The 17043-nt window shown below is 35.4% G+C and carries 14 protein-coding genes and 4 pseudogenes; 13 read left to right on the forward strand and 5 right to left on the reverse strand.

Going from position 1 to position 17043, the window contains the following annotated elements; translation table 11 throughout:
• Positions 1–18 precede the first annotated feature (18 nt).
• Positions 19–2949 (forward strand): FAD-binding and (Fe-S)-binding domain-containing protein, encoded by a 2931-nt coding sequence (locus N7U66_RS00930; RefSeq protein WP_267676940.1) that lies wholly within the window; start codon positions 19–21, stop codon positions 2947–2949.
• 79 nt (positions 2950–3028) lie between these two features.
• Positions 3029–3406, forward strand: coding sequence for a DoxX family protein (locus N7U66_RS00935; RefSeq protein WP_313791361.1), 378 nt, complete (start codon positions 3029–3031; stop codon positions 3404–3406).
• On the opposite strand, the gene N7U66_RS00940 is transcribed toward N7U66_RS00935, so the two are convergent.
• The 3 genes from N7U66_RS00940 to N7U66_RS00950 form a co-directional block, all read right to left on the reverse strand.
• The gene (locus tag N7U66_RS00940) at positions 3392–3739 is read right to left on the reverse strand and encodes a DoxX family protein (RefSeq protein WP_267676941.1); all 348 of its coding nucleotides are present in this window, start codon (positions 3737–3739) and stop codon (positions 3392–3394) included. The two genes, N7U66_RS00935 and N7U66_RS00940, sit on opposite strands and share 15 nt — an antisense overlap.
• A gap of 63 nt (positions 3740–3802) precedes the next feature.
• On the reverse strand, positions 3803–4651 hold the full coding sequence (locus tag N7U66_RS00945) for a UDP-2,3-diacylglucosamine diphosphatase (RefSeq protein ID WP_267676942.1): 849 nt from the start codon (positions 4649–4651) through the stop codon (positions 3803–3805).
• Between the two features lie 128 nt (positions 4652–4779).
• Positions 4780–5637 (reverse strand): hypothetical protein, encoded by an 858-nt coding sequence (locus tag N7U66_RS00950; protein WP_267676944.1) that lies wholly within the window; start codon positions 5635–5637, stop codon positions 4780–4782.
• A gap of 111 nt (positions 5638–5748) precedes the next feature.
• Here N7U66_RS00950 and aroC point away from each other — a divergent pair.
• The 11 genes and pseudogenes from aroC (at position 5749) to N7U66_RS01000 (ending at position 14070) form a co-directional block, all read left to right on the forward strand.
• Positions 5749–6810 (forward strand): annotated as a pseudogene (gene aroC, locus N7U66_RS00955) (chorismate synthase).
• An 84-nt stretch (positions 6811–6894) separates the two neighbouring features.
• Positions 6895–7449, forward strand: coding sequence for a GNAT family N-acetyltransferase (locus tag N7U66_RS00960; protein ID WP_267676945.1), 555 nt, complete (start codon positions 6895–6897; stop codon positions 7447–7449).
• A 90-nt stretch (positions 7450–7539) separates the two neighbouring features.
• Positions 7540–8866: pseudogene (locus tag N7U66_RS00965) on the forward strand (dicarboxylate/amino acid:cation symporter).
• A gap of 202 nt (positions 8867–9068) precedes the next feature.
• Entirely contained in the window at positions 9069–9398 is a 330-nt protein-coding gene (locus tag N7U66_RS00970; RefSeq protein WP_267676946.1) for a rhodanese-like domain-containing protein, read from the forward strand.
• Positions 9399–9533: 135 nt separating this feature from the next.
• Positions 9534–9722 carry a rhodanese-like domain-containing protein gene (locus tag N7U66_RS00975; RefSeq protein WP_267676947.1) on the forward strand — a complete coding sequence of 63 codons (189 nt, stop codon included), beginning with the start codon at positions 9534–9536 and terminating at the stop codon, positions 9720–9722.
• Positions 9723–9898: 176 nt separating this feature from the next.
• A complete protein-coding gene (locus N7U66_RS00980; protein ID WP_267676948.1) occupies positions 9899–10234 on the forward strand; it encodes a hypothetical protein in 336 nt (111 codons plus the stop codon).
• A gap of 502 nt (positions 10235–10736) precedes the next feature.
• Positions 10737–10976 carry a hypothetical protein gene (locus tag N7U66_RS00985; protein ID WP_267676949.1) on the forward strand — a complete coding sequence of 80 codons (240 nt, stop codon included), beginning with the start codon at positions 10737–10739 and terminating at the stop codon, positions 10974–10976.
• Between the two features lie 325 nt (positions 10977–11301).
• The gene (locus tag N7U66_RS00990) at positions 11302–12186 is read left to right on the forward strand and encodes an SUMF1/EgtB/PvdO family nonheme iron enzyme (RefSeq protein ID WP_313791362.1); all 885 of its coding nucleotides are present in this window, start codon (positions 11302–11304) and stop codon (positions 12184–12186) included.
• Positions 12131–12439, forward strand: a complete 309-nt coding sequence (locus N7U66_RS21180) for an SUMF1/EgtB/PvdO family nonheme iron enzyme (RefSeq protein WP_313791363.1) — start codon at positions 12131–12133, stop codon at positions 12437–12439. Before N7U66_RS00990 ends, N7U66_RS21180 begins: the two co-directional genes overlap by 56 nt.
• A 25-nt stretch (positions 12440–12464) precedes the next feature.
• Positions 12465–13402 (forward strand): annotated as a pseudogene (locus N7U66_RS00995) (L-histidine N(alpha)-methyltransferase).
• The gene (locus tag N7U66_RS01000; RefSeq protein WP_267676950.1) at positions 13399–14070 is read left to right on the forward strand and encodes an aspartate/glutamate racemase family protein; all 672 of its coding nucleotides are present in this window, start codon (positions 13399–13401) and stop codon (positions 14068–14070) included. The pseudogene N7U66_RS00995 and the gene N7U66_RS01000 overlap by 4 nt, the downstream one beginning before the upstream one ends.
• A 7-nt stretch (positions 14071–14077) precedes the next feature.
• On the opposite strand, the gene N7U66_RS01005 is transcribed toward N7U66_RS01000, so the two are convergent.
• Together N7U66_RS01005 and N7U66_RS01010 are read right to left on the reverse strand one after the other, a co-directional pair.
• A complete protein-coding gene (locus tag N7U66_RS01005) occupies positions 14078–14476 on the reverse strand; it encodes a thiol-disulfide oxidoreductase DCC family protein (protein WP_313791364.1) in 399 nt (132 codons plus the stop codon).
• 144 nt (positions 14477–14620) lie between these two features.
• Positions 14621–16790 (reverse strand): annotated as a pseudogene (locus tag N7U66_RS01010) (endonuclease MutS2).
• Positions 16791–17043 lie beyond the last annotated feature (253 nt).

Genomic DNA, 17043 nt, shown 5'->3' on the forward strand with positions numbered 1-17043 from the left:
TAAATTTACAATTGGTAAATGACTTCAACAATTAACACGTCTCAACTTTTACAACTTCAAAAAACACTTGAAGGCACATTGCATTTTGATGATTTAATGCGGACCGTGTATGCGACTGATGCTTCTGTATATAGTATGTTGCCTTTGGCAGTCGCCTATCCTAAGTCAAAGTTAGATATTAAGAAGTTAATTGCGTTTGCAAAAGAAAACAACACGTCCTTAATTCCTAGAACAGCAGGGACTTCTTTGGCTGGGCAATGTGTTGGAAGGGGTATTATTGTTGATGTATCTAAACATTTTACTAAAATCTTAAACATCAACGAAACACAAAAAACAGTGACGGTACAACCTGGTGTGGTGCGTGATGAACTCAATAATTATCTAAAACCTTTTGGGTTGTTTTTTGGCCCCAACACCTCAACTTCAAATCGATGCATGATTGGAGGTATGGTGGGTAATAATTCGTCCGGAACAACGTCCATAAAATATGGAGTGACTCGGGACAAAGTTAATGCGTTACAAACGCTTTTAAGTGATGGGAGTGACGTGCTGTTTTCTGCTCTAACTTTAGAGGAACTTCAAAAAAAAATAGAATTAAACACTTTAGAAGGAGCTATTTATAAAACCATTATTGATGAATTATCTTCGACAACCATTCAAAATAATATAAAAAATGAGTTTCCTAGATCTGAAATACATAGAAGAAATACTGGGTATGCGGTAGATGCGCTTTTAAGCACTGCTGTTTTTTCAACATCAACTGAAGCTTTTAACCTTTGTAAATTGCTCACGGGAAGCGAAGGAACGCTAGCGTTTACTACAGAAATCACACTTCAATTAGACGACTTGCCACGAGAAAAAAGACTGATGATTGCTGCTCATTTTGAAAGTATTGAACAGTGTTTAAAAGCAGTAGCACCGGTAATGGTGCATGATTTGTATAATTGTGAAATGATGGATAAAACCATCTTAGACTGTACGAAGCAGAACATACAGCAACATAATAACCGTCAGTTTATTTCCGGGGATCCACAAGCCATTTTAATGCTAGAGATAAAATCGCATACCATAGACGGTTTAAAAGAGCAAACCCAAGCTTTGTTAAGCACTTTAGAAGCTTTAGATTTAAGTTATGCGAATGTCGTATTAGAAGGAGATCACATAGACAGCGCTAATGAATTGCGTAAAGCGGGTTTGGGTCTATTAGGTAATATTATAGGTGATAAAAAAGCTGTCGCTTGTATTGAAGATACCGCCGTGGCTTTACCCGATTTAGCAAATTACATTTCTGAATTTACCGCATTAATGAAAGCGTATAAACAGGAGGCTGTTTATTATGCACATGCGGGTGCTGGTGAATTGCATTTAAGACCCATCTTAGATTTAAAGCAAAAAGGTGACGTGGTTTTGTTTAGAAAAATAACGGAAGACGTCGCGGCCCTAGTGAAAAAATATAAAGGCTCTTTTAGTGGTGAGCATGGCGATGGTATAGTAAGGGGAGAATTTATTCCTTTTATGATTGGTGAAGAAAATTACCAACTCTTAAAACGAATAAAATCAAGTTTTGATCCTCAAAACCTCTTGAATCCAGGAAAAATTGTAGATGCGTTTCCTATGGATCAGAATCTCCGTTATGAAGCAGACAGAGCAGAACCCGAGATAAAAACAATACTAGATTTTTCTGCCTCTCAAGGCATATTGCGGGAAGCAGAAAAATGTAATGGTTCCGGCGATTGTAGAAAGTTGCCGGAATTTGGTGGTACTATGTGTCCAAGTTATCGCGCGACTCGTAACGAAAAGGATTCGACGCGAGCCGGAGCAAATGCGCTTAGGGCATTTTTAACAACGTCCACCAAAACCAATAAATTTGATCATAAAGAACTTAAAACGGTTTTCGATTTATGTTTAAGTTGTAAAGCTTGTGCTACAGAATGTCCTAGTAGTGTTGATGTCGCGGCATTAAAAGCTGAATTTCAATACCAGTATCAAAAAGCCAATGGGACGACATTAAGAACAAAACTCTTTGCCCATAATAATAAATGGAATGCATTAGGAAGTCAATTTTATAGCTTTTCAAATTTTATGTTTTCTAATGGGGTTACATCTTCAATAATTAAAACAATATTCGGAATTGCTAAACAGAGACGTTTACCATTAATTTCAAATCAAAGTTTAAGTAAGGCATTTAAAAACCTAGAAAAAAAGACTAATACAAAACGCTTTATAAAAACGGTATATTTGTTTAATGATGAATTCACAAATTATTTAGACACCTCCATTGGGATGGATGCTATTGCCTTACTACACGCATTAAATTACGATGTAAAACTGATTGATAATTTTGAATCTGGTCGTGCCTTTCTGTCTAAAGGCTTCTTGGAACAAGCCAAAAAAGTGGCCAATGGTAATGTTAAACTATTTAAGGATGTGATCTCTAAGGAGACCCCTTTAATAGGGATTGAGCCTTCAGCAATATTAACCTTCAAAGATGAGTATCTCAAATTAGCCCAGGATCAAGTCGCTGCAAAGTCGATTGCTGAACATACCTTTTTAATAGAGGAATTCCTAAGCGGTGAAATAGCTATTGGGAATATCACACCCTCTCAATTTACTGGAGACACTAAAACTATAAAATTCCATGGCCATTGCCATCAAAAAGCATTAGGCAATCAAATACACAGCTTTCATTTATTAAATCTCCCTAAGAATTTCAAAGTCACGATAATACCTAGCGGTTGCTGTGGTATGGCAGGAAGTTTTGGTTACGAAAAAGAGCATTATAAAGTGAGTATGCAAGTGGGGGAGCAAACGCTTTTTCCTGCAGTGAGAAAAGCGTCAAAAACCACTATTATTGCTGCTAATGGGACGAGTTGTAGACATCAGATTAGAGATGGAACATCTCGTGAGGCATTACATCCTGTTAGTGTCCTTCGTCAAGCACTTATATAAATAAGTTATAAAAGTCTTTTTCTCACTCGGTGCTATAGCATGTTTCAGTTGTTTTTTTTTATCTTTAGTAAAAAAACAGATGATGCTCTATTTAAATATTTTAATTAAAATAATCATAGCACTTAGTATTCTTAATGTATGGTTATTGCGCTATAAACAATCATCGCCTTATCGAGGAGGAAGTGCAGAAACTATGAAAGAAGAATTTACAGCCTATGGTTTACCTGAATGGGTATTGAAAGTTGTAGGTACTTTAAAGGTTTTACTATCTCTAGTATTATTAATTTCAATATTTTATAGGAGTATTGAAGACTTTGCTGCAGGAGGTATTGCTATTTTAATGCTAGGTGCTATAGGGATGCATTTAAAAATAGGAGATTCCCTAAAAAAAACTATGCCTGCGTTTATCTTTCTAGTCTTATCTCTTGTTATCATCTCGGATTTAAATAAGTCGTAAAAAAACATAAAATAAATATCCATTAATAAGTATAAATACGAATGAGGGTATGGCCTGTAAAAAGCTGTCTTTTATTTTTAGTCTTACACCAAAACCTAAAACCATTAATACGGCTAGTCCTCCCGAAGCAAAAAGACCAATCCATGAATGAAATAAGCCTAGTACTAATCCTGTAGCGCCAATAATTTGTAGCATACCAGTAAGTTGTCTTTGTTTTTTTGTAAGCCCAAAACGTTTGAATTCACTAATCATGAGATTGGTTCGCAAGCAATTGTACCCATAATAGGCAAATGCAAAACTGGTAAATAGTAAGATGATTTTAAAGACTATCAAATAGTAGTGTGTTTGATATAAATATACGCTATTGTTGGGGTTTTAGTGACTAAATACTAAAGATTATTGCCGTTTAACCGCTTTAGGATTAAAAATAGTGATTGCCGAAATTAAATCCTGGATGTCCATCGTTTTAATATCTTCATCTGCAAAAAAAGCGGAACGTTTATCGGTATTGTAATTGTATATTTTCCAACGCTTAAATTGGTATTCCAATGCGGTAAAATTTTCTACCCAGTCACCAGAGTTTAAATAGATCGTTTCGCCTTTTTTGTTCTTTTTTACAATCATTTTTGGTTGATGGATGTGACCACAAACCACATAATCATATCCCTTTTCAATAGCCAAGTCTGTTGCAACCTCCTCAAAATCACTAATGTATTTTATGGCTCTTTTGACACTGTTCTTTATTTTTTTAGAAAGTGAATACCGTTCTTTTCCCATCTTAACTAAGATCCAGTTTATAAGGCGATTGAAAAGAATTAGTAGGTCGTAGCCATAACCCCCTAATTTGGCTAACCATTTTGCATTTTGAATAGAAGCATCAAAAACATCCCCATGGAAAAACCAGGCTCTTTTACCATCTAAATGCATAATCTTTTTATCGACAATAGAAATATTACCAATTTTGGTACCGCTAAATTTCCGCAGCATTTCGTCGTGATTTCCAGTAATATATATAACGTCTACACCATCTGCAGCAAAATCCATTATTTTCTTGATGACCTGTAAATGCGATTTTGGAAAGTAACGTTTACTAAACTGCGAGATATCTATAATATCGCCATTAAGAATGAGCGTCTTAGGATTAATACTATTCAAATAAGTAAGCAATTGCTTAGCATGACAGCCGTAGGTTCCAAGATGAACATCTGAGATTACTGCTACTTCTACTTTTCGTTTTAGGTTCAAAAAAGGATGTATTTAATTCTATACAAATTAAATGATGTGGTATTAACTAAAGGTGAAGCTAAAATTATTAAAGTAATAGGTTTAAGTTAACTAACTATTATTAGAATGATTACAATGTTAACAGCGTATTATTCAGTCACCGAAAATGTAGTTAAATTCTGAATGTTTGTTGAAGATCCTGAAGCAGGAATGGTCAAGGTTTGACCTGCAGCCTCTAATGCGGCAATGGCGGTGGCACTTATTTGATACTTTATTTCTGAGGAAGCCTGAACCAACCCAATGGTGTCAGCAAAATAATTGGTAGATATGAGTATGTCCTGAGGCTCTAAAAGAGTAATGGTTATAGGAAAACCTCCAACGGAAATAGTAGTTGATACAGAAAGGTTAAGTGCTAATTGAGATGCAGTCACCGTATTATATATCGCGTCATTAAGCATGAGGTTGTCAAAGTTACCCCGCGCTGTGGTCGATAATAAATAGGTAATTGTAACCGGTAACCCATTAAAATCTTGAGAAATGGTATTGGTAGTTGTTGATAACACGGTATTATTTTCGGCGGAGGCATCAAAGAGAACGAGATTATTTAATGCAATTTCAAAGTTGAAAAGAGAGGCGATTTCTTCGGGTAATGAAAAGCTGCCATTTAATGCTAAACTACTATTTGATCGTGTCAAAGTTCCGGAAGACAAGATGCCACACAGTATACCATTGGCGGGCATACCTTCATTCACCTCCAGCATAAAAGTAGTTCCATTTTGAGACACCACATACAAACTATCACTACTTATAGTGGTTTCCATATTTAAAGTCGTAGTATTTGATACCTCATAATTCCGGAAATCGTTTACAGTGCTGGGAAAATAATTACCTTCAACGCTAGATTCACTAGAGGTGTTATTACCGACATCCACGCCTTCGTTTGAACAAGATAGCATTAAAGCCGTTGAAATACAAAGGAATATAATTTTTATGTTGTATGTCATCATTTTGAATTTAAAGACGTTAAATTAAAGATTTTAAACTTAAAATTAGAAAATGGAAGTACAATTTTTCTTTTTCTGCAATAACGTTTACATTAGCATACTAAATACAGGTATATGGCTGGAAATTCATTTGGAAAATTTTTTAATCTCACAACATTTGGAGAATCTCATGGTGTTGCCATTGGTGGTGTGATTGATGGATGCCCACCCAATATTTCACTTGATTTTGAGGCCATTCAACAAGAAATGAACAGGCGTAAGCCTGGGCAGTCTGCCATTGTTACACAACGAAAAGAACCGAGACGAAGTTAAATTTTTATCTGGTATTTTTGAAGGTAAAACGACAGGAACGCCTATTGGTTTTATTATTGAAAATGCCAATCAGAAATCACAGGATTATTCGCATATAAAGGATTCGTATCGACCAAGTCACGCCGATTATGTTTACGATAAAAAATATGGACATCGTGACTATCGAGGCGGCGGCCGAAGTTCGGCTCGTGAAACAGCAAGTCGGGTCGTGGCAGGTGCAATAGCAAAGCAAGTTTTAAAAGGCATAAAAATAAATGCCTTTACCTCTTCGGTAGGTGATATTTTTATTGACAAACCCTATCAGGACTTAGATTTTTCAAAAATAGAATCAAATGATATTCGTTGTCCGAGATACAGCGACTGCAGAAAAGATGATTGCAAAGGTTAAAGACATTCGAAAAGCAGGTGATACTATAGGCGGAACAATTACCTGTGTTATTCAAAACGTACCTGTTGGTTTAGGTGAACCTGTTTTTGATAAATTGCATGCTGATTTGGGTAAAGCCATGTTGTCAATAAATGCGGTTAAAGGATTTGAATATGGTAGCGGATTTTGTGGAGCAAAAATGAAAGGAAGTGAACATAACGATGCTTTTAATTCTGATGGAACTACAAAAACGAACTTTTCTCGGAGGGATACAAGGCGGTATAAGTAATGGCATGGACATTTACTTCCGAGTCGCCTTTAAACCAGTAGCGACATTGATTCAAAAATACGAAACCATAGACAAAGCGGGAAAAACCGTTGAAATGCAAGGAAAAGGTCGTCATGATCCTTGCGTATTACCAAGAGCTGTGCCTATCGTTGAAGCCATGGCAGCCTTAGTGATTGCCGATTTTTGGTTACTGAATAAACTATATTAAGCATTAGAGTACGAGTAGATTTCTAAGTGAATGGACTGATTTAGAACTGTTTATGTTGTGATTTAAATGCTTATTTAATAATACATGACCAAAATTAAAATATTAACTACAAGAACATCATTAAGATTGATTGAGGTATATGATTTAGAGGCAATCCATAATTTACATGTTTTTCCTGAAACGGATAAATATAATGCATTAGGGATTCCGCAAAATATTAAAGAAACCAAATCAATCATTGAACCGTGGATTGAAGCGCACCGAGTAAATGAAATAAAAAATTTCACTTTTAAAATTAAAACCCACGTGAACGAGGAGTTTATTGGATTATTTGGTCTAAAAGTTGGAAATAAAAAATATAACAGAGCTGAAGTTTGGTATAAAATCCATCCTGATTATTGGAGTCAAGGCTATGCAACAGAAGCCCTAAAAGCAGTGATCAATTTCGGATTCGATACCCTTAAATTACATAGAATAGAAGCTGGATGTGCCGTAGATAACGTCGGGTCGTTTAAAGTTATGGAAAAAGCAGGCATGATTAGGGAGGGTCGCGGTAGGCAGGTACTACCTTTAAAATCAGGTTGGTCGGATAATTACGAATATGCCATGCTGGAAACTGACAAAAGAGAAAGAGACTAAGTGTAAAACTTTGAATAATAGGTTTATATAAAAAAAATAATTAACAAACAATAAGATTTCCACCTTCGTGGAAAAGACAAAAGAGACTACATGAAAAAACTAGCACTACATTGGAAAATTATTATAGGCATGGTCTTAGGTATCCTTTTCGGGTTCTTAATGAATTCTGTAAGTGGCGGAAAAGGTTTTGTTACCGACTGGATTGCTCCCTTCGGAACGATCTTTATCAACCTTCTAAAACTCATAGCTGTACCATTAATTTTAGCCTCTTTAATTAAAGGGATCTCCGATTTAAAAGACATTTCCAAAATAAAAAAAATGGGGCTACGCACCATCCTGATATATGTGGGAACAACTTTGATAGCTATTATTATAGGGCTTTCAATTGTTAATGTAGTTAAGCCTGGAGCGGGAATGCCACAGGATACTATAGAAAAAATAAAATTAAAATATGAGAATGATGCAGGAGTTAGCGATAAGCTAATGAAAGCTTCTGAACAAAAAGACGCTGGACCTTTGCAGGCTTTGGTCGATATTTTCCCTAGTAATATTTTTCAATCGTTAGGTGATGCTAGCATGCTTCAGGTTATATTCTTTGCTTTATTTGTTGGTATTTGTTTGTTGTTAATCCCGGAGAAGAAAGCAAAACCATTAATCGATTTTTTCGATTCACTCAATGAGGTGGTCATGAAGATGGTAGATCTCATTATGCTTTTTGCTCCTTATGCCGTATTTGCATTAATGGCTAATGTTATAATTGCTTTCGATGACACCGAAATTCTATTAAAGTTATTAAACTATGCGTTCTGTGTAGTAGCAGGTTTAGCCTTAATGATTGGTTTTTATCTTATATTAATAAAAGTATATACCAAAAAATCACCACTTTGGTTTTTAAAGGAAATAAGTCCAGCACAATTATTAGCGTTTTCAACAAGTTCGAGTGCCGCTACTTTACCAGTTACCATGGAACGTGTAGAAGAGCATTTAGGTGTTGACAAGGAAGTCTCCTGGTTTTGTTTTACCTGTAGGAGCAACCGTGAATATGGATGGAACGAGTTTGTATCAAGGTATTGCAGCCGTATTTATCATGCAAGTGATTTGGCCGGAAGGGTTAACTTTTACGAATCAATTGGTAATTATAGCCACGGCCTTATTAGCATCCATAGGAAGTGCTGCAGTGCCAAGTGCGGGGATGGTTATGCTGGTTATTGTATTAGAATCTATTGGTTTTCCGGCCGAATTACTTCCAATTGGATTGGCCTTGATTTTTGCCGTAGATAGACCATTAGACATGTGTAGAACAGTAGTTAACGTTACTGGTGATGCTACCGTATCTATGATGGTGGCAAAATCATTAGATAAATTGCATGATCCAAAACCAAAAGAATGGGATGATAATTATGAAGCAGTAAAATAATTTCAGAAAACAGAATATTCTTTTTAAATTTATAAAAAGGAATCCAAACCATAACTATAAATGTTCCTTAAGGAAAATTCAAATGGCTTGTCCGGGCAGGCAGCGTTTTCTAATTCGTTTTACATAATGGCCAATGGCTATATGGGAATCGAATTCTAGGCATGTGTCGGTAAGTAATCGTATTTTTTTAGACCACAGTACTATGTCAAGAATCATGTGTAACAGTAACTCGGTTTCAGCTCAATGGTTACACGACCATTTAGAAGCAGAAAACATTCTAGTTTTCGATGCCAGTATGCCTAAAGTTACGGCGGACAAGAGTGATGGAAGGGACGTGCAAATTCCTTACACACAATTTTTCGATATTAAAAATAAATTTAGTGATACAGAAGCTCCGTTTCCCAATACCATTCCATCTGAAAAACAATTTCAAGAGGAAGCAAGAAAATTGGGTGTTAATAAGGACAGTTTTATTATCGCTTACGACGATTTAGGCCTGTATTCAAGTGCGCGCGTCTCGGTGGCTATTTAAAACATTTGGGCACGATAATGTCGCCATTTTAGATGGTGGTTTACCGAATGGATTAATCAAGGCTATAAAACAGAATCGAAACAAGCAAATAACAAACCCACTGGAAATTTTGAAGCCCAATATAAGGCAAAACATGTGGTGTATATTGACGATTTAGAGTCCATTGGTAAGGACCCACAATTTAAAATCATCGATGCACGCTCAATGGAACGGTTTAATGGTGTGGTTGCAGAGCCAAGAGCCGGATTACGAAGTGGAAAGATACCAAATTCAATAAATTTACCCTATACTCAGGTCCTTTACTGGTGGAATGTTAAAAACTGAAGCAGCATTGAAATTAATTTTTAAAGAGGTAGTAAAAGACAATCAACACTTGGTGTTTTCTTGTGGCTCGGAATAACAGCTTCTGTATTAAGTTTAGCAGCAACGATTGCGGGGTACAAGAACAGCGTTTACGATGGCTCATGGTCAGAATATGGCACCTTAAAAATAACCTAATTATGGAAACACCTAAAGAATGGACTAAAGAGGAACTACTGGCTTACATTTTGCTTTATGTAGCCAATTCAGATCTTCAAGAAAGTAATGGTGAAAAGGATTTCATCATGTCTAAAGTCAATAGAGAAATCTTTGCAGATGTTCATGCAGAATTTGATAATGATAATGATTATCAATGTCTTCAAAAAATAATTCAAGGGGTTGAATCTCATGATTATTTTAAAAATGATTATGCCGAGTTATTTACAGATATTAAATTAATGTTATACGCCGATGGGGAAGCCGATGAGATGGAAGAAACGACTTTTATGTATTTGCGTAAAATTTTAAAGAAATAAGAGTTATAAAACGGTATCTGTTTCTAGATGATGTAAGTCGTGTGCTTATAGCTTCAAGTAAAGGCCTGTTAATTTTTTAAAGCATATACTATTTCACCCTTTATTCATAAAAGAGTCTCAAAGCCATAAGTCATCCAATCAGTATCTAAAACTGAAGCTTTTAAAGCGTAGACTATAAACCTTAAAAGAGCTTATTCGTTCCTAAGTCACTGTGATTTAGGCTAAACTAATTATTATGAGCTTTGAGACTCTAACCCCTCTCAACCTATATAAAACTAACAGAAACCTACGGCATATAAAAGCCATAATGAGTAAAGCGATGGTTTCAGTGAGTGAATGCTACTTTTAAATTAGTGTGCTCAACCGTGAATGTCATTCGTCGGTGTTATTTACAGAAATAAGTTGTAAATCAAATAGTTTGGTCGTTTATCGGTTTTTTTAATGAAGTATAACTTAACCAGCATATATTCGCTGTGCTATTATTAATTAAATGCCCTAACCTATGAAATTGTTGTTAACAGTACTTCTACTACTTTCTGTATCTATGGCTTCTGCTAAAGATCATAATAAAGAAACACATGCCATAATTGCATTTGAATCCATTACGATGGATAGTACCCCTGTTTTAGTAATTAATGTAAAAGGAATTAAAACAATGGAAGAAATTGACATTGAAAATTATAATAAATCAAACTATCTAAGCCTAATTGTTTTTAAAAAACAAGAACCACAAATGTGCTAATAGCATATTAATTAAATCAATCCTACATTACACATGTATTAGTTAAAGTCTGAAAGTCGCTATTCAGACTTTTTTATTTTAAGGCCTTTATTTTTTAATCCAATCACATTCTTAATACTTCTTATTAAACAAGAATGTTATATAAATCTTAAATCCGTTGGCTTTCTATGCAAATGTTTTTGATAATCCTTAAATTAGAACGTCAATTCTAAGATGCTTTCATCATTAATGGGTTGATCCCAGTTTTGTAATAAAGCAGGATTTGGGTTTTTATTGGAATTAAAAATAGTAATGGAAAACCAAAACGACCTATTTAAGAAGTACATTGAAACCCGAATTCAAACGGTTAAGCTTTGCGAATTGTTGGAACCGAGAAGACTTTTCATTGCAAGCAGCACCTTTCGTAAGCCCTCCTAAATGGCACTTGGCACACACCACATGGTTTTTTGAAGAAATGGTATTAAAGCCATTTCTTAAAGCATATAAAACCTATGATGATACTTATGCCTTTCTCTTTAATAGTTATTACAATAGTCTAGGTGAGCGTATCTCACGTCATGAAAGAGGTTTAATTACTAGACCTGCCAGTGCTGTTATTTTGAAGTATAGAAGTCATGTAGATAAGTTCATGGAACGATTATTAGAGTCTCCTGCTAGTCCGGAATTAGAAACACTCCTCATTTTAGGAATAAACCATGAGCAACAACATCAAGAATTATTAATTACCGATCTTAAATATTCTTTATCACACAACCCGACGTATCCGAAACTGTCTGATTTGAATTTGATTTCAGATAGGGATGCTGAAAACACCCAAGGAGATGATTGGATATCTATTTCAGAAGGGGTTTATACCATAGGCCATCAAGGGGATGGTTTTGCTTTTGACAATGAATTTGGCGTGCATCGTACGTTTTTAGAATCATTTGAAATTTCTAAAGCTTTGGTCACAAATGGTGAGTATTTAAAATTTATAGAGGCTGCCGCTTACCACGATCCAAAATACTGGTTAGATGATGGTTGGTCTTGGATCAATAACAATACCATGACAAAACCCTTGTACTGGAAAAAAATAAATGGTGACTGGTTTCAGTATACAATTTCCGGACTTATGCCATTAGATGAAAAGGCCATATTGAGTCACGTTTCATTTTATGAAGCACAAGCCTTTGCTTTTTGGTCGCGGACACCGACTACCTACAGAATTTGAGTGGGAAATAGCTTCAAAACACTTTAACTGGGGCACCCGATGGGAATGGACCAACTCTGCATACTTACCCTATCCAAAATTTAAAATTTCAAAAGGCGCAGTGGGCGAGTATAATGGCAAATTCATGATCAGTTTAATGGTGCTTCGTGGCGCATCGACAGCTACCGCACCAAACCATAGCCGCCAAACGTATAGAAACTTTTTTAGCCCAGATATGCAATGGCAACTCTCCGGCATTCGCTTAGTAAAATAGATTTAAAAAAATGAACAACACCTTTATGAAAGATGTGGATAACGGTCTCAGTGCCTATCCTAAAACCTTATCTTCAAAATATTTCTATGATGCCATTGGTGATGCATTATTTATAAAGATAATGCACATGCCGGAATATTATTTAACCGATTCTGAATTTGAAATTTTAAGCCAACAAACCGAAACCATAGTTAAGAGTTTAGCCTTGACTAAAGATAGGGCGTTTGATTTAGTAGAGTTAGGTGCTGGAGATGGCAAAAAAACCAAAGAGTTATTAGGCTACCTGCTAAAGCATGACTATAATTTTAACTATGTTCCAATAGATATTTCAAGTAATGTTTTAAATCTTTTAGAGAACCATTTAAAAACCGCATTTAAAACCTTAAACATCGCTACAAGGCAAGGTGACTATTTTGAGGTTTTAGAAACTATTAAAGCCAACAAAAACCCAAAAGTGGTTTTGTTTCGGGGTCTAACATAGGTAATATGGAAGATGCGCAAGCGGAGTTATTTATGCAAGCCTTAAGTGATGCACTAGCGGTAAATGATAAATTATTAATGGGATTAGATTTAATTAAGTCTGAGACTATCGTTTTACCAGCTTATAATGATGCCGCGGGCATTACAAAAGCGTTTAATCTTAATTTACTTTCACGTATTAATAAAGAATTGCTGGCCAATTTTAATATTGACACTTTCGATCATAAAGCGTGTTATTCCGAAGATACAGGTATTGCTAGGAGTTATATTGTAAGCAAAGCAGACCAAACGGTAAGGATAGGGCATTTGGATAAAGTGTTCCATTTTAAAAAAGGCGAAGCCATTAATGTTGAAATTTCTCGTAAATACAACGATGCTATTGTTAATACCTTGATAGGAGATTCAGATTTTGAAATCGTAGAAAAACTCACCGATTCAAAAAATTACTTTGCCAATTATATTTTTAATAAATCGGCTGTATGACCCGTAAAATTACTGTTGGTCTTTTAGGGTTAGGGAGTAGGAGCACCACATTTTATTTACACACCCTAAATGCTTATTATCAGAAGATAAAGAAAGGCTACAGTACCTTTCCCTGTGTGTTATACAATATCAATTTTAACACGATTAATCCTTATCTACCTGATAACACAGCTGAGCTCATTACCAATTTAAAACCAGTAATGAACAGCTTGGAACGGTTTTCTATAGACTATTTAGTAGTTCCAAACATAACACTTCATGAGACGTTAGAAGTAATGAAAGTAACAGGTTCACTCATTCATCCGCGAACTTTGGCCATTGAAAAATTACAGGATTACGGTCAATCGACAATCACACTTATAGGGTCTCATTATACGATGAATGCCAATTATTTGGTGAAAGGCTTTGAGAAGGCTGGTATTAAAGTTGAAACACCAACACCTAAAGATCAAAAAAGTATTGATACGCTGAGGAAAAAAGTGTATGATAGCGAAGAAACGGAAGCAGATGTGTTAGCGTTTAGAACTCTATTAGAAGTCTACAAGGCCCAATCCACTGTTATGATTTGTTGTACTGAATTGTCTGTTATTAATGTCGAGCCTAATGGAAAACGGTGTATTGATATGGCCATATTACAAATAGAAAAAACCATTAGTCTAAAAACTTAGACTTTAATTACGGCGTAGGTACCCAACAGGAAGCTTGTTTGCCATACCACTTGTAGCGATTTTTAGCAACATAATCATAGACCCAGTTTCTAATAAATATAGGGACTATGAAGAAGACAGACATTAGATTTCTAGGAAAACCAAGAGCTTTAGCAACATGTAGTGCCGCTGAAGATTTAACTTTTAAACCATTTTCTTTAGAATAAAGCAGAATGGAATCGGTTTCTAAAGGATCGATTTTATAATGAGTAATAATTTGTTGTCCCACGTCACTTTGTAGCGCCGCAAACATAAATTGATTTTTGCGGTCATGTTCAATAACGTACTGCACCGATGCATTGCAGAGGTTGCATACACCATCAAATAGGATTAATTTTTTATGTTTTGGAAGTCCTTTTATCACCATATAAAAATACAAATTTTGTTACTAATATTGGTACCGTCTCGGTCATCTGTTCGAGCAGAGTTATTTCGTCATTTTTACCCAGGCAAGAACCTCCCGGATTTATACTTTATTATGAATTATAGCCTTCTAAAAAATGATAGAATTTTACTTCTTAACCGCTTCAACCAATTCTAATAAGTCGGCATTTACATTCGTAGTAAACATCCCGTAATTCACAATGGCCTTGCCTTTTTCAAGCGTGTCAATACTTCCAATCGCTTTACCATCATGCATTCTCACGCGATCTCCTACCTTTAAAATAGGTTTTGGTTTTGCTACAGGAATGGCTTTTAGCTTGGCTTCCTTTTTCTTTTCACGAATAACTTCTACCTTTTTTTCTGCTTCTTGTTTGACTTTCTGCTCTTTCGTTTTCTCAGCTTTAGCCTGTTTTACAGATACTTTTTTACGCTTTGAATTCTCTATTTGTACGAGGCGAAACAACTCTGCCATGAGCTCACGCTTTTTCTTATCGTTGAAAAATTTCTCTGAAATATCATTTACCTTTTGTCCCGGATAAATTAAACGCTGATTACTATCATATAATTCCTGATAACTTTCCAGTTTTTTTTGAATCTTTCCGTTAATTTCCTCAAGTTTATCGGCTTCAGATTGTTTTTTCTTTTCGTTTATTTTTAGAGATTCTCCGGTTTTTTCCAGCTTGGCACGCTCTTTTTGAAGCTTTGCAATGGTGGCATCAAACCGCACTTTTGTCCGTTCAATTTTCTTTTTAGATCGATTAATTAAACTATACGGAATCCCATTTTTCTGTGCCACTTCAAAAGTAAAAGAAGAACCAGCTTGGCCTAAAGCCAATTTGTACATCGGTTCTAAAGTACGTTCATCGAACATCATATTCGCATTAATCATTTACTGGTTTCTCATTTGCTAGCATTTTTAAATTAGCATAATGCGTGGTAATGATACCAAAGGCGTCACGAGCATAAAACTCTTCTAAAAAAGTTTCAGCTAAAGCACCACCCAATTCGGGATCAGATCCTGTACCAAACTCATCTATTAAAAACAGGGTGTTTTTATTTACCTTTTTTAAAAAGTAATTCATCTGTTTTAAGCGGTAACTGTAGGTGCTTAAATGGTTTTCTATGGATTGGTTGTCTCCAATATCTGTTAAAATACGATCAAAAACAGTCACCTTACTGCGCTCGTGTACGGGTATAAGCATGCCACTTTGCAACATAAGCTGTAACAGACCAACGGTTTTAAGGGTAATACTTTTACCTCCAGCGTTAGGACCGAGAGATCACGATAATACGTTTCTCTTGATGTAATTCTATAGTCTGCGGGAAGGTCTTTTCCTTTTTCTCTTTATTATTTAAGTAGAGTAGTGGGTGATATGCATCACGCAATAAAATCGCTCTATTTTCGCTAATTTCCGGTAGAATCGCATCCATAGATTTGGCGTATTTTGCTTTGGCAGCAATCACATCTATAGCAATTAAAAAGGCCTGGTATTGTTCTATTAATGGTAAAAAATCACGTAAATAATTCGTGACATCTTTTAATATACGCACGACTTCTTCACCTTCTTCGTACTCCAGTTATTAAGTTCTCGTGTATGCTGTAACGTTGTTTACGGCTCGATATAAACAATGCTTCCTGTTTTACTGCCACCCATGATAGCACCTTTAACCTTACGTCTATACATAGCTTTTACTGCCAAAACCCGTTTGTTATCGACCACAGATTCTCGAATGTCATCTAAATATTCCGGATTGTGATATTGGTTTAAAGCTGAAGTAAAACTAGAATTAATTTTACCCTTAAGTTTATTCATGCTTTGCCGAATCTCTTGAAGTAATGCAGACGCATTATCTTTTACATCTCCAAAACGATCAACCACACTGTCAATTTTTTCTATAAGCGCCGTAGTGACCTCTATACGTTGCGAGAAGTGTCTTAAGTTTGGATAATATTCTTCAAACTTCTTTAAAAAAGTAACAATTTCATTTGCAGTAAGCGAAATGGAAACAATTTTCTTTAAACTGTGGGTTTCTAAATAGGTGTTTTCTATGCGTAGTAATTGTAATTCTTTAGTAATGGCATCAAACCCATGATTAGGTATGCGATTATCGTTGTAATAAGAGGACACATATTCATTGGTTAATTGTAAGGATTTGAGTAGTGTTTCTTTGTCTTGATAGGGTGCTATAGCTAACGCTTTTTGGTTACCTAAGTGGGTCACGCAATACTCGCTAACCTGTTCTAAAACCGTAGCGAATTCTAAATCTTGTAATGTTTTTGTGTGGATGTTAATCATCTTTAGTTCCTGCGAAAGCAGGAATCTTCTTCTTTAATTCGTAATTCTTTTTCTTAGCAAAGTCAAAGTTAAGGAATAGTTGTGAGAATAGGAATTTTGAGATGCACGGTTACATTCCAAATCTTTCATTAAATAAAGTTGCTGAAAATTTCATAAATATGAGCGCAATAGGTATGTTAGCTAAAACGAGTAGTATTGTATTTCTAAGATCCGCATTTCTGTTTTTTTTCCAAAGCCATATATCTATTAACTC

The organism is Lacinutrix neustonica (genome assembly GCF_026625145.1).
GTDB lineage: Bacteria > Bacteroidota > Bacteroidia > Flavobacteriales > Flavobacteriaceae > Lacinutrix > Lacinutrix neustonica.